This window comes from uncultured Sphingomonas sp. (assembly GCF_937871615.1).
Taxonomy (GTDB): Bacteria; Pseudomonadota; Alphaproteobacteria; order Sphingomonadales; family Sphingomonadaceae; genus Sphingomonas.
Window position 1 is genome coordinate 166640 of the sequence record NZ_CALMPA010000020.1, and the last position, 13663, is coordinate 180302.

At 67.1% G+C, this 13663-nt stretch carries 12 protein-coding genes; 8 read left to right on the forward strand and 4 right to left on the reverse strand.

Going from position 1 to position 13663, the window contains the following annotated elements; translation table 11 throughout:
- Nucleotides 1–13 precede the first annotated feature (13 nt).
- From prsR to Q0316_RS04465, 3 genes are read right to left on the reverse strand one after another with little or no spacing between them, the layout of a single operon-like run.
- Entirely contained in the window at nucleotides 14–1360 is a 1347-nt protein-coding gene (prsR, locus tag Q0316_RS04455; protein WP_298670163.1) for a PEP-CTERM-box response regulator transcription factor, read from the reverse strand.
- Nucleotides 1357–3411 (reverse strand): XrtA/PEP-CTERM system histidine kinase PrsK, encoded by a 2055-nt coding sequence (gene prsK, locus Q0316_RS04460; protein WP_298670165.1) that lies wholly within the window; start codon nucleotides 3409–3411, stop codon nucleotides 1357–1359. The genes prsR and prsK overlap by 4 nt, the downstream gene beginning before the upstream one ends.
- Before the next feature lies 1 nt (nucleotide 3412).
- Nucleotides 3413–4801: a TIGR03013 family XrtA/PEP-CTERM system glycosyltransferase gene (locus Q0316_RS04465; RefSeq protein ID WP_298670167.1), complete on the reverse strand. Its 1389-nt coding sequence runs from the start codon at nucleotides 4799–4801 to the stop codon at nucleotides 3413–3415.
- 147 nt (nucleotides 4802–4948) lie between these two features.
- Between Q0316_RS04465 and Q0316_RS04470 the strand changes: the two genes are divergently transcribed.
- The 5 genes from Q0316_RS04470 (at nucleotide 4949) to Q0316_RS04490 (ending at nucleotide 9988) form a co-directional block, all read left to right on the forward strand.
- On the forward strand, nucleotides 4949–6001 hold the full coding sequence (locus tag Q0316_RS04470) for a mannose-1-phosphate guanylyltransferase/mannose-6-phosphate isomerase (RefSeq protein WP_298670169.1): 1053 nt from the start codon (nucleotides 4949–4951) through the stop codon (nucleotides 5999–6001).
- A gap of 73 nt (nucleotides 6002–6074) precedes the next feature.
- Entirely contained in the window at nucleotides 6075–6374 is a 300-nt protein-coding gene (locus Q0316_RS04475; RefSeq protein ID WP_298670171.1) for a hypothetical protein, read from the forward strand.
- Nucleotides 6375–6451: 77 nt separating this feature from the next.
- Complete coding sequence (locus Q0316_RS04480; RefSeq protein ID WP_298670173.1) at nucleotides 6452–7117, forward strand: response regulator transcription factor; 666 nt, start codon at nucleotides 6452–6454, stop codon at nucleotides 7115–7117.
- 10 nt (nucleotides 7118–7127) lie between these two features.
- Complete coding sequence (locus Q0316_RS04485; protein ID WP_298670175.1) at nucleotides 7128–8498, forward strand: ATP-binding protein; 1371 nt, start codon at nucleotides 7128–7130, stop codon at nucleotides 8496–8498.
- Nucleotides 8499–8569: 71 nt separating this feature from the next.
- Nucleotides 8570–9988, forward strand: coding sequence for a sensor domain-containing diguanylate cyclase (locus Q0316_RS04490; protein WP_298670177.1), 1419 nt, complete (start codon nucleotides 8570–8572; stop codon nucleotides 9986–9988).
- Here the strand turns inward: Q0316_RS04490 and Q0316_RS04495 are convergent.
- On the reverse strand, nucleotides 9985–10980 hold the full coding sequence (locus Q0316_RS04495; protein ID WP_298670179.1) for an LLM class flavin-dependent oxidoreductase: 996 nt from the start codon (nucleotides 10978–10980) through the stop codon (nucleotides 9985–9987). The two genes, Q0316_RS04490 and Q0316_RS04495, sit on opposite strands and share 4 nt — an antisense overlap.
- A 275-nt stretch (nucleotides 10981–11255) precedes the next feature.
- On the opposite strand from Q0316_RS04495, the gene Q0316_RS04500 reads away from it, so the two are divergent.
- From Q0316_RS04500 to Q0316_RS04510, 3 genes are all read left to right on the forward strand, one after another.
- Nucleotides 11256–11921, forward strand: a complete 666-nt coding sequence (locus Q0316_RS04500; RefSeq protein ID WP_298670181.1) for a pyrimidine 5'-nucleotidase — start codon at nucleotides 11256–11258, stop codon at nucleotides 11919–11921.
- Entirely contained in the window at nucleotides 11918–12739 is an 822-nt protein-coding gene (gene dapD / locus Q0316_RS04505) for a 2,3,4,5-tetrahydropyridine-2,6-dicarboxylate N-succinyltransferase (RefSeq protein WP_298670183.1), read from the forward strand. Before Q0316_RS04500 ends, dapD begins: the two co-directional genes overlap by 4 nt.
- Nucleotides 12740–12872: 133 nt before the next feature.
- Nucleotides 12873–13663 (forward strand): ATP-binding cassette domain-containing protein (locus tag Q0316_RS04510; RefSeq protein ID WP_298670185.1); only part of this gene is annotated, 791 nt, incomplete at its 3' end.

A 13663-nucleotide genomic window follows, 5' to 3' on the forward strand; every position in this document is an offset into this window, starting at 1 on the left:
GGTCGCCGGGCCTTCAATCATTCAGATTGTAGCCCTTCAGGAGATCGTAGAGCGTCGGGCGGCTGATCCCGAGCAGGCGCGCGGTGTTCGAGATATTGCCGTCGGCGCGGGCCAGCGCGCGACGAATCGCGGTGCGGTCCGCCGCCTCTCGCGCCGTGCGCAGGTTGATCGGCGCGTCATCCGGCTCGGCGAGATCGAGGTCGCTTGCGGTCACCAGCTTGCCGTCCGCCATGATTACCGCGCGTTTTGCGCGGTTTTCGAGTTCCCGGACATTGCCGGGCCAGCCCCAAGCATCAATCGCGGCGCGCGCGTCGGCGGAGAGGCCGGTTACCGCCGGGTTCATCGCCTTGGCGTATTTCGTCACGAAATGGCGCGCGAGCAACGCCGCATCGCCGACGCGCTCGGCGAGGGAGGGGATGCGGATGACGATTTCGGCGAGGCGATAATAGAGATCGTCGCGGAAACCGCCGTCCGCCACCATCGCGTCGATATCGCGGTGCGTGGCGCAGACGATGCGCGTATCGACCGCGATCGCGCGGCGCCCGCCGAGCCGCTCGATCGTGCGTTCCTGAAGGAAGCGCAGCAGCTTGACCTGAAGCGGGAGCGGCACGTCGCCGATCTCATCGAGGAACAGCGTACCGCCATGGGCCTGCTCGATCTTGCCATGGGTGGTTTTCACCGCGCCGGTGAAGGCGCCCTTCTCGTGCCCGAACAGCTCGCTTTCCAGCAGCGTTTCGGGGATCGCGGCGCAGTTGATCGCGACGAACGCGCCGTCGCGGCGCGGCGAGGCATCGTGCAGGCCGCGCGCGAGCAATTCCTTGCCGGTGCCGCTCGCGCCGAGCAGCATCACCGATACGTCCGCCGGCGCGACCCGCTCGATCGTGCGGGTGACCTTCAGCATCTCCGGCGCGGCGGTGATGAGCCCCGCCATTGCCGCGCCCTTGACGCTTGCCGCCAATCGGCGATTTTCCGCTTCCAATTCATGGACATGGAAGGCGCGGGCGACGATCAGGCCGAGCGAATCTATGTCGATGGGCTTTTGATAGAAATCCCATGCCCCGTCGGCGATGGCGCGCAAGGCACTTTCGCGCGCGCCATGACCCGATGCGACGATCACCTTCGTATCAGGTTTGAGCGCGAGAATCTCCATCAACGTGGCGAAGCCCTCGGCGGTGCCATCGGGATCCGGCGGCAGCCCGAGATCGAGCGTCACCACCGCCGGTTCGTGCAGCCGGAACGCCTCCATCGCCGCCGGACGATCCCCCGCGACGATCACTTCATACCCCTCATAGGCCCAGCGCAACTGGCGCTGGAGACCAAGATCATCCTCCACAATCAACAACTTGGGACGATCACTCATGCCGCCTGCTCCAGTTCGTCCGCCGCGCGCAACGTGACGCGGAAACGCGTGCCTTCCCCCAGCCGGCTATCCACCGACACCGCGCCGCCCATCGCCTCGGCAAGCTGGCGCGCCTCGAACGCGCCCAGCCCGAACCCGCCTTCCTTGCTGGAGACGAAAGGCTTGAAAAGCTGATCGCGCATGAACGCGGGGGCCATGCCGCAGCCGGCGTCGATCACCTCCACGGCGACCTGCCGCGATTCAGGCAAAGCGACGATGTTCAGGGTTACCGGCACGTTCACGGCGCTTGCCTCGATCGCATTCTGGACGAGGTGGCCGAGCAACGTCTCCAGCCCGGCGGCATCCGCCACCGCCACGGCATTCGCCGTGCCACTCACGGCAACCGGATGCTGCGCCCGCCGCGCCGCCGCGATCCGCTCCGCCAGCGGATGCAGCGGCACCGCGCGCAACACCTCGCCGCGCCCGCCATGATGCTGCGACAGCCGCGCGAGCAGCTTGTTCATCCGCTGCGACGAATCACGCAGCGTTTCCACCATATCGGCGCGGAACGCGGGATTATCCGCATGGCGCTCCGCATTGCGGGCGAGGAGCGTGAGCTGGCTCACCAGATTTTTCAGATCGTGCATGATGAAGGCGAAGCGGCGGTTGAATTCATCGAAACGCCGCCCGTCGGCCAGCGCATCATGCGCGCGATCCTCCGCCAGATAGCTTGCGACCTGCCGCCCGGCGACGCCGAGCAGATCGAAATCCTCCCAATCGAGCGCGCGATCGAGCGGCGGGCGGGCCAGCACCAGCGCGCCGGTGAGCCGATCGAAGTGGACGAGCGGCACGATGGCCCAGGCATCGGCGCATTCGAGCAGCCACGCGGGCGTTGCGCCTGCGTCCGCCGGGCTCGCGCTGCCCGCGCGCACCGCATCCAGCTCGATGATGCGATGCGTCGCGGCGAGGTGCACGTGGAGCGCGGCATTGGTATCGACCGGCTCGGCTTCCTCGCCCGCCCAGTTCCACCCGGCGCCGCGCTCCAGCGTGCCATCGCGCGCGGCGAGCAACAGGCCGGCGGGCGAATCCGTTACGTCGGCCACCGCCTTCACCACGCGCACCGAAAGCGGTGCGGCGCTTTCCCCCGGCGAGCCGAGCGTTTCGTTGAAACGCAGCCATTCCGCGCGATAATCATAGCGATGCCGGAACAGATGCTTGGCGACCAGCACCTTGGCCGTCGCGCGCAGCCATGGCGTGGAGACGATGGTGAGCAGCGCGGCGGCGGTGCCGAAGACGAATACCGTCTGCACCATCCGCGCGCGATCCCCGCCAACCTCGGCAAGCAGGCTGGCGGCCAGCCCGGTGATCGCGAAATAGGCGCCGATCAGCAATGCCGACAAGAGGCCGAAGGTGAGACGGCGCGACACCTGAAGCGACCATTCGCCATCGCGTTGCAGCGCCAGCCCGAACAATGGCGCCACCGCGACCATGCCCAGCCCGCGCACCGCGCCGAGATCGCCCGCCCAGCGCCGGTTCGTCCAGTTGTTGGCGAGCAGCAGCAGATCGAGCACGAAGATCACCGCCAGCGCCAGCGCCACCGCGCGCACCTCGCCGCGCGGGCTGGTCGCGTGAATGCGATATAGCAGCAGCAGCGCGGTGATCGTGCCAAGCATCCGCAACGCCAGCCGCGCGGGCGCGATGACCGTGGCGGCATCGGCCTGCCCGACCGCCGCTTCCGCGACGGCCAGCACGATCGCCGCCGTGCCGATGAGCGCGCAGACGGCATAGACCGCGGCGAGCCCGCGACGGCTGGCCTCCTGCGATTCCTGCCGCATCAGCGCGAACATGAACGCCAGCCAGGCGAGCGTGCGCGCGCCCTCGGTCAGCCGCGTCGCGACATCGCCCGATCCGATCCCCGCGACCGCGAGCGCCCATAGAGCGGTGGCGCCGAGCGCTGTCACCAGCGTGGCATGGGGCAGGCCGCCATGGCGATGCCGAAGCTGCCCGAGCGCCAGCGCGCCGAACAGCAATGCGGCGAGCGCATGGCTCAAAATGGTCAGCGAAGCGGGCATTTCACCGCGCGCCGGCGGGCCAGAGCACTACCCGCAAGGTTTGCAACAGGATCAGCAGATCGAGGAACGGCGAATAATTCTTCGCGTAATAAAGATCATATTCCAGCTTGTGGCGCGCATCCTCGATCGACGCGCCATAGGGATAGTTGATCTGCGCCCAGCCGGTGATGCCGGGCTTCACCATATGCCGTTCGGCGTAATAAGGCAGTTCGCGTTCGAGATCGGCGACGAATTGCGGGCGTTCGGGGCGCGGGCCGACGAAGCTCATCTCGCCTTTCAGCACGCTCCAGCATTGCGGCAGCTCGTCGATGCGGACCTTGCGGATGAAGCGGCCGATCCGCGTGATGCGGGGATCGCGCTCCGCCGCCCAGACGGCTTCGCCGGGCACCTCGGCATCCTGCCGCATCGAGCGCAGCTTGGGGATGTCGAACGCCTCGTTGAACAGCCCGACGCGGCGCTGGCGATAGAAAGCGGGGCCTTTGCTCTCCAGCTTGATCGCGATCGCGGTGAGCAGGATCACCGGCAGCGCGACGATCAGCAGCAACAGGCTGACGATCACGTCGAACGCGCGTTTGGTGATCGCGGTGAGCATCCGGCCGGATGAAAAGCCGTCGGAGAAGATCAGCGACGAGGGGTTCACGGTGCGCAGGTCGATCCGCCCGGTCTCCCGCTCCAGGAAGGAGGAGAATTCGTTGACCTGCACGCCGGTGGTCTTGACGCGCAGCAGATCCTTGAGCGGCAGCGCGTTGCGGCGCTCCTCGATCGCCAGCACCACTTCCGATGCGCGGTGGAGGACGACATGATCGGCAAGGTTGGCGATCGCGTCGCGCGCGATCGCTTCGGGCACCAGCGGCTCGGGCTCGTCCATCGCGACATAGCCGACGATGACGAAGCTCGATCCCGGCATCCCCTCCAGCGCCGCCAGCCGCTGCGCGCGCGCGCCCGCGCCAAGCACGATGACGCGGCGCTTGAACCGCTCGCCCCCGAGCAGCGCGCCGAACAGCGCGCGCACCAGCACCAGCCCGGCGATCGCGAAGATCATCGCGTAGAACAGGTTCGATCGCCAGAACGTCATCGACGGCAGCAGGAAGAACAGGACGGAGAGGAACAAAACGCCCAGCGCCACCGCCACCATCAGCCGCATCGCGGCCTGGCGGATCGAAACGAGCACGTCGGTCTGATAGGCGCCGACCGCGACCATCGCGATCATCAGCGCGGCGGAAAAGCTCATGAGCTGGGGCAGGCGGGTCCAGACCGGCGCGATCGCCATCCCGATCTGATGCGCGCGCAGCTCCCATCCGGCTTCCGCCGCGCCGATCAGCAGCAGCAGATCGAGCACGCCAAGCAGCAGCACCGCATTGGGCACGTAATGCTTGAAAACCCTGACCATTTTTCCGCCATCCGATCGTGCGTGTAAACTTCTCCGACACCTGATCGCAGCAATTGGCAAAGAAAGGCTGAAGGCCGCGGCGCGGATCGAAACATTGCGGTGCGCATTCGTCCTTGCGATGAAGGATATTGAGGTATGGAGAGACGGATGACCGCTGCCCCGCTGATCGTTCCTGTGATTCTGTCCGGCGGCGCGGGAACACGGCTATGGCCGATGTCGCGGCCCGAACTGCCCAAGCAGATGCTCGCGCTGACCGCGCGGGAGACGATGCTCCAGCTAACCGCGGGCCGCGCGCGGGGCGATCGCTTCGCCGCGCCGGTGGTGGTCGCGAGCGCGCAACATGCAGAAATGGTCGAGCAGCAACTGGCGGCGATGGGGATGACGCCGCAGGCGCTGATCCTCGAACCGGCCAGCCGCAACACCGCGCCGGCGATCGCGCTCGCCGCGCTCGCGATGGAGGACCGGACGGCGCCGCTGCTCGTCATGCCGTCCGATCACGTCATCGCCGATGTCCCCGCGTTCCACGACGCGATCGCCGCGGCGATGCCGCTGGTGCGCGAAGGCTGGCTCGTCACCTTCGGCATCACGCCCGACGCGCCGGAAACCGGCTATGGCTATATCCGCGAGGGCGCGGAGATCGCGCCCGGCGTGCACCGCGTCGAACGCTTCGTGGAGAAGCCGCCGCTCGACGCGGCCGAGGCGATGCTGGCGGCGGGGGGGCATGTGTGGAACGGCGGCATCTTCCTGTTCCGCGCCGACGCCTATCTCGATGCGCTGCGCGAGCATGAGCCGGCGATGGTGGAGGCGATGACGCTGGCGATGGCGGGCGCGACGCGGGACGGCGCGCGCGTGATGCCCGATGCCGATGCCTTCGCGAGCGCCATCAGCCGCTCGATCGACTATGCGGTGATGGAGCGCGCCGCGCGGGTGGCGGTGGCGCCGGTGGCGATGGGATGGAACGACGTGGGCAGCTGGGATGCGCTCCACGCGATCAGCGCGCACGACGCCGACGACAATGTCATCCACGGCGAGGTGATCGCGCTCGATACGAACAATTGCCTCGTCCGCAGCGATCGCGCGCGGGTGGCGATGATCGGGGTGAGCGACCTGATCGTCGTGGCGAGCGGCGACGACATATTGATCCTGCCGCGCGGACGCGGGCAGGACGTGAAGAAACTGCTGGAGGCGATGAAGCGGTGAGCGCGGCCCGCCGCGCCGCCGCCGCGCATGTTCACAGGCTGTTCAACCCTTTGCCCCTATGCCCGCCGGTGAAATGAGGATCGGGACCGCTTCATTGCTGCTGTTGCTTGCCGCGTCGCCGGCGCTCGCCGGGCCGCCCGATCAGGGCCGCGAGGCGAGTGCGGCATGGGCGGCGACGCGCGACGGGAAGATCCTGCCGCTCAAGGAAATCGAGCGCCGTGTGGTGCCGACGATGAAGGGCGCGCAATATATCGGCTTCGATCTTGAATTGCCGAGCGGGGTCTATACGCTCAAATTCCTGCGTGACGGCACGGTGATCTGGGTGGACGTTGACGGCCGCACCGGGCAGGTGATCGGGCGTACCGGGCGCTGATTCAGCGAAGCGACAGGTTCATTCCATCAGACGGGCATCGGTGGTAACGCCCGCGGCGGAACCCAAAGGGAGACAACATGCGCGTCCTGATCGTCGAAGACGAGCCGAACCTCGGCCAGCAGCTCAAGAGCACGCTGGAGGGCGCCGGCTATGCGATCGACCTCGCCACCGATGGCGAGGAGGGGCATTTCCTCGGCTCCACCGAAAGCTATGATGCGATCGTGCTCGATCTGGGCCTGCCCGAGATCGACGGGCTGACCGTGCTCGATCGCTGGCGCAAGGAGGGCAAGACCACGCCGGTGCTGGTGCTCACCGCGCGCGATAGCTGGTCCGACAAGGTGGCCGGGCTTGATGCGGGCGCCGACGATTATGTCGCCAAGCCGTTCCAGACCGAGGAGCTGATCGCCCGGCTGCGCGCGCTGATCCGCCGCGCTTCGGGCAATGCCTCATCCGAGCTGACCGCGGGCGACGTGCGCCTCGACACGCGATCGGGCAAGGTGACGCGCGCCGGCGAGCCGGTGAAGCTGACCGCGCAGGAATATAAATTGCTGAGCTATCTGCTCCACCACAAGGGCAAGGTGGTGAGCCGCACCGAATTGATCGAGCATATCTACGATCAGGATTTCGATCGTGATTCCAATACGATCGAGGTGTTCGTCACCCGTATCCGCAAGAAGCTGGGGCAGGATGTGATTACCACGATCCGCGGCCTGGGCTACAGCCTGGAAGACCCGGCGGCCTGAGCCAGCGCCGATGACGGAGGCGATACAGGAAAATACGCGCCCGATCCGCCGGATCGGATCGCTTTCGCGGCGCATGATCCTGATCGCGGCGGCGTGGATCCTGCTGCTGCTGGCGGGCGGCGGGCTGGCGCTCGATCGCGTGCTGGTCAGCGCCGTCACGCGCAATTTCGACGATCAGCTCGAATATGTCCTCCAGTCGCTGCTGGTTTCGGCGGAAATCGGGCCGGACGGCGAGGTGATCTTCAACCGCGAGCCAGCCGACCAACGCTTTCTGGAGCCATATTCCGGGCTGTACTGGCAGGTATCGGCGCGTGGCCGCGAGCCATTTCCCTCGCGCTCGTTATGGGATCGCCAGCTTGCCTATGGCGCGAACCACAATGATCGCACCGTCCATGTTTACGACAGCGATCAGTTCCACGACGAAAAACTGCGCGTGGTGGAACGCGATGTGACGCTGCCGCGATCGCCGGTGCGCTGGCGTTTTCAGGTGGCGCAAAGCCGCAGCGGGCTGGACGCGCAGATCGACGTGCTGCGCCGCACGCTGGTGCGCAGTTTCCTGCTGCTGGGGCTTGGGCTGATCGTGCTCGCCGCGCTCCAGACCTTTTACGGGCTGCTCCCGCTGCGCAAGCTGAGGCTGGAGATCGCCAAGCTGCGCGGCGGCAGGACCAATCGTGTATCGGGCAACATGCCGATCGAGGTGGCGCCGCTGGTGGAGGAGTTGAACGCGCTGGTGGCGCATAACGAGGTGCAGGCGGAGGAAGCGCGCCGCCACGCCGGGAACCTCGCCCATGCGCTCAAGACGCCGCTCACCGTCATCATGAACGCCGCCACCGCCAATTCGCCCGATCTTGCCGAAACCGTGGTGCGCGAGGCGCGCACGATGCGGCGGCAGGTGGATCACCATCTGGCGCGCGCGCGGGCCGTGGGGCGGCGCGGATCGGCGCACAGCCGGGCCAGGGTGTGGCAATCCATCGAATCGGTCGAGCGCGCGGTGCAGCGGCTTTACCCACACGTCCGCATAGATATGGACGGGGAAAAGGATCTCGTCGCGCATATCGAGCGACAGGATCTGGACGAGATCGTCGGCAATCTGGTGGAGAATGCCGCGAAATATGGCGGCGGCAGCGTGTTCGTGACGGTGGGCGCGCATTCGGGCTTCGTCGAGATAATGGTGGAGGACGACGGCACCGGCATTCCCGAGGCGGAACGCATCCGCATGTTCGATCGCGGCACGCGGCTCGATACGGGCAAGCCGGGCACTGGGCTGGGTCTCGCGATCGTGCGCGATGTTGCCGAAATCTACGAAGGCACGGTGCGGCTGGAGGAGAGCGAGGATCTGGGCGGGCTGCTCGTGCGGCTGCGCCTGCCGATGGCCCAATAATTACCACGCGTTAACGAGTTTGTCGGCGGGCGTTAAATTTTCGGAAACCATCACCGGCTACGAACGCCGCCATGGGACGCGCAAGATTATCGGCCGTGTTCGGCGTCGGCGTTCTTTATTTCGCACTCGCGGCCGTGGCGATATGGCTGGTCAACGATCATAACGAGGTGCCGCCGATCTGGCCGGCGAACGCGGTGTTGCTGGCGCTTCTGCTGCAACCCAAGCGCACCGTGTGGATCGACGTTCTGATCGCGGCGGTGATCGGCAATGTGCTGGCGAATGTCATCGCGAGCGATGCCTTCATCGCCCCGGCTTTTTACGGCATGGTCGATGTTATCGAAGTGACGATCGCGGCCTATGCGCTGCGCCGCGCGATCGGCGGCGGCGGCGTGCTTGGCGACCCGGAAAATCTCGGCAAGTTCATCCTGTGGGCAGGCGGCGTCGCGCCCGCGATCGGCGGATTCGGCGGGGCCGTGATCGGCTGGTACTGGCTGGGGCAGGATTTCGCCACGGGCCTGCGCAAATGCTATTTCAGCGATGCGCTGGGCCTGCTGGTCTTCACGCCGTTCTTCACCTCGCTGCTGGCGGGTGATTATCGCCGCGCGATAATGGGCCGCAAATTAAGCAAATATCTCGAAGCGGCGGCGATCATCCTGCTGGTGACCGTAACGTCGATCGTCATCTTCGGTGTCGCGCATCGTCCGGCGGCGTTCGTGCTGTTCGCGCCGCTGATGCTCGCCACCTTCCGGCTCGGGCGGCTCGGCACGCAATTCGCGATGCTGATCGTCGCGATCGCGGGCGCGGTGGGGGCGTTCCGGCTCAATGCCGCATTCTCGATCTATGGCGAACAGCCCGAACTGCGGCTGCATCTGATGCAATTCTTCCTCGCGGTGGTGCTGCTGACCTGCCTTCCGGTCGCCGCCAGCCTCTCCGCGCGGGCACGGCTGACCGAGCAGCTTGCGGAGAGCGAGCGGCGGCTGCGCGCGCGCGAACGCGATCTGGTGCTGCTGGCGGCGACCGATTCGCTCACCGGCCTGCTCAACCGCGGCGCGCTCAATGAGCGGATCGACACGATCCACCGCGAAGGGCAGATCGCGGTGGCGGTGCTCGATCTCGATCGCTTCAAGGAGGTCAACGATCGGTTCGGCCACGATGTCGGCGATCTGGCGCTGGTTCATTTCGCGCGGGTGATCGAGGCCGGGGTGCGGCAGGGCGACGTGGTGGCGCGCGTCGGCGGCGATGAATTCATGATCTTCTTTCCGGGAACCGGGCAAAGCGATGCCGGCACGGTCTGCGACAGGCTGGCCGCTGCGCTGCGCGAAACGCCGATGCCGATCGGCGGCGATGATACGCCCTACACGCTGGGGATGAGCTGCGGCGTCGCCGAGCGGCGCGACGGGGAGACGATCGAGGCGGTAATCAAGCGCGCCGATCAGGCGCTGTACGCGGCGAAGGCGGCGGGGCGCTCGCGGGTGTTGCGCGCGGCTTAAGCCGGCTCCATCGCGCGCATCGCCTCGGCTGCGATCGCGAAGGAGCGTTTGCGCGCCGCGTGATCGTACATCATGCTGGTGAGCATCACCTCGTCCACCCCGGTGCGCCTGACGAAGGCGGCGATGCCGCGCGCGACATCCTCGCGCGTGCCGATCGCGGTGCATTGCAAAACGTGATCGAGGATCGCGGCGTGCTGCGGCGGCAGGCTTTCGCGATAGCCGGGCACGGGCGGCTGGAGCTGGCGCGGATTGCCGGTGCGCAGCGCGACGAACGCCTGCTGCTGCGAACTGGCGAGCAATTCCGCCTCGCCTTGCGTATCGGCGGCGAAGACGTTGAACCCGGCCATCGCATAGGGCCTTTCAAGCTGCGCGGAAGCGCGGAAATCGCGGCGATACACCTCCAGCGCCTGATCGAGCGCATCGGGCGCGAAATGCGAGGCGAAGGCATAAGGCAGCCCGAGGATCGCGGCGAGCTGCGCGCCGAACAGGCTGCAGCCGAGAATCCACAGATCAGGCCGCGCGCCAGCGCCGGGGGTGGCGGTGATGCCGGTGCGCCCGTCGTCCGCGAAATAGCTTTGCAGCTCGACGACATCATTGGGGAAGGCATTGGGATCGGTTTCTAGCGTGCGCCGCAGCGCGCGGGCGACGCGCTGATCCGATCCCGGCGCGCGGCCAAGGCCAAGGTCGATACGGCCGGGGAACAGGGCATCGAGCGTGCCGAACTGCTCGGCGATCTGGAGCGGCGCGTGATTGGGCAGCATGATCCCGCCCGCGCCGACGCGGATCGCTTCGGTCGCCTGGCCGACATGCGCGATCACCACCGCGGTGGCGGCGGAGGCGATGCCGGGCATCCCGTGATGTTCCGCCACCCAATAGCGGCGATAGCCGTGCGCCTCCGCATGGCGCGCGAGATCGGCGGCATTGGCGAGCGAGCGGGCGACATTGCCACCGTCCACCACCGGGACGAGATCGAGCATGGAATAGGCGGTCATGCCGCAGGATGTGGCGCGATAAGTTGCGATCCGCAACCTCGCCGCGCGGCTTGCCGCCCGCACCGCGCGATCCCAGGGCTCAAACTCGATCAGGACAGCCCCGTGATCGCGCGGAGAAGCGGGCTTCTCCGCGCGCGGGCGGCTTGTGGCGCCATGCGGCGTCGCTGTGTCGGTCACGATGCTTGAGCATCGCTCCCTCCTTGCTTCTTGCCTGACACCACAATCCGCTCCGTCACGGCGTTGTCCTTCGCGGGAATGGCTCCTAAAGCGCCGTCATGCCCCCGTCGCTCGCCCCGATCCGCAACTGGATCTTCGATCTCGACAACACGCTCTATTCGGCGAGCGCGGACCTGTTCGCGCTGATCGACGTGAAGATGGGCGCCTATGTCGCCGATCTGCTCGGCGTCGACGCGCAGGAGGCGCGGCGCATCCAGAAGGCCTATTTCCTGGGCCATGGCACCACGCTCGCCGGGCTGATGGCGGAGCATGAGATCGACCCCAATCACTATCTCGATTTCGTCCACGATATCGAGATGGACGTGCTGGAGGAGAATCTGCCGCTGGCCGCCGCGATCGCGAAATTGCCGGGGCGCAAGATCGTCTTCACCAACGGCGACGGCCCCTATGCGCGCCGCGTGCTCGACCGGCTCGGGCTGGGCGCGACGTTCGAGGCGGTGCACGATATCCACGCGATGGATCTGATGCCGAAGCCAGCGCCATCGGCCTATGCCGGGCTGTGCGCGGCGTTCGATCTCGATCCGCACCAATCTTTGTTCGTCGACGACATGGCGCGCAATCTCGCGCCGGCCAAGGCGATCGGCATGACCACCGTGTGGGTGGATAACGGATCGGAGCAGGCCGAAGACGCCGATCGCAGCTTCGTCGATCACACCACCCACGATCTGACCCATTGGTTACAAGGAATATTGGAACGGCCATGAGCAACATCGAGCTTGAACAGACGATCGACGCCGCCTGGGAAAACCGCGCGGAGATCGGGCTTGCCACCGGCGGCGAAGTGCGCGGCGCGGTTGATCGCGCGCTGGCGCTGCTCGACGCGGGCGCGGCGCGCGTGGCCGAGCCGGACGGCAATGGCGGATGGCGCGTCAATCAATGGCTGAAGAAGGCGGTGCTGCTGTCGTTCCGCCTCAACGACAATGCGCTGATCGATAATGGCCCCGGCGCGGGCCACTGGTTTGACAAGGTGCCGTCCAAATTCTCCGGCTGGACCGAGGCCGAGTTCCGCGAAGCGGGCTTCCGCGCGGTGCCCGGCAGCGTCGCGCGGCGCGGCGCGTTCATCGGCAAGGGCGCGATCCTGATGCCAAGCTTCGTCAACATCGGCGCTTATGTCGGCGAGGGAACGATGGTCGACACCTGGGCGACCGTGGGGAGTTGCGCGCAGATCGGCAAGAATGTCCATCTGTCGGGCGGTGTCGGCATCGGCGGGGTGCTGGAGCCGCTCCAGGCCGATCCCGTCATCATCGGCGATGGCGCGTTCATCGGCGCGCGCGCCGAAGTGGCGGAGGGCGTGCGCGTGGGCGAAGGCGCGGTGCTGTCGATGGGCGTTTATCTCGGCGCCTCGACCAAGATCATCGACCGCGCGACGGGCGAAGTGTTCCGGGGCGAGGTGCCGCCTTATGCCGTGGTCGTGCCGGGATCGACCGGCGGCAATCCGGGGCTGTATTGCGCGGTGATCGTGAAGCGGGTGGACGCGCAGACGCGATCCAAGACCAGCATCAACGAGTTGCTGCGCGACTGAGCCGGGCGACGGCCAGTTGAACTTACGGGGCGCGGCGGGCATAAACGCCGCGCCCGCATAGAAGGAGAAACCACCGTGTACCACCGGATGAACAACGCCAGCCGCTTTGTCTCATCCGTCCGCACGGTGCCTTATGCCTCCCTTCGTAACGCTCGATTCCATTGCCGCCGCCACGCCTGACCGGCAGCGGCTATTCGACAATCTGACCCTCTCGCTCGGCGCGGAACGCGTCGGGCTGGTTGGCCGCAACGGCGCGGGCAAATCCACCCTGCTGCGGATCATCGCCGGCGAGGCGGAGCCGGCGGCGGGCGTGGTTTCACGCGCGGGCACGATCGGCACGCTGGCGCAGGATTGGGATGCCACCGCGACGATAGCGGAAGCGCTGGGCGTGGCCGACGCGCTGGCCGTGCTAGCGCGCGTGCTTTCCGGGGAGGGGGAGGCGGCGGATTTCGACGCTGCCGACTGGGAGCTTGAGGCGCGCGTCGCGGCGGCGCTGGCGGGGGCGGGCCTGCCCGAAATGGCGCTTGATCGCGTGATCGGCTCGCTGAGCGGCGGGGAGCGGACGCGCATCGGCCTTGCCCGGCTGGCGATCGCCGGGCCGGATGTGCTGCTGCTCGATGAGCCGACCAACAATATGGATGCCGATGGGCGCGCGGCAGTGAAGCAATTGATCGCGGGGTGGCGCGGCGGGCTGCTGGTGGCGAGCCATGATCGCGATCTGCTGGAGGCGATGGACCGGATCGTCGAGCTTACCCCGATCGGCATCCGCATGACGGGCGGCGGGTGGAGCGGGTTCGTTGCCGCGCGCGATGCCGAACGCGCCCGCGCCGCCGCCGATCTCGAACGCGGCGAGGCGCGGCTGCGCGACGCGAAACGCGACATGCAGCGCCGCCGCGAAGTGCAGGACCGGCGCGACCGGGCGGG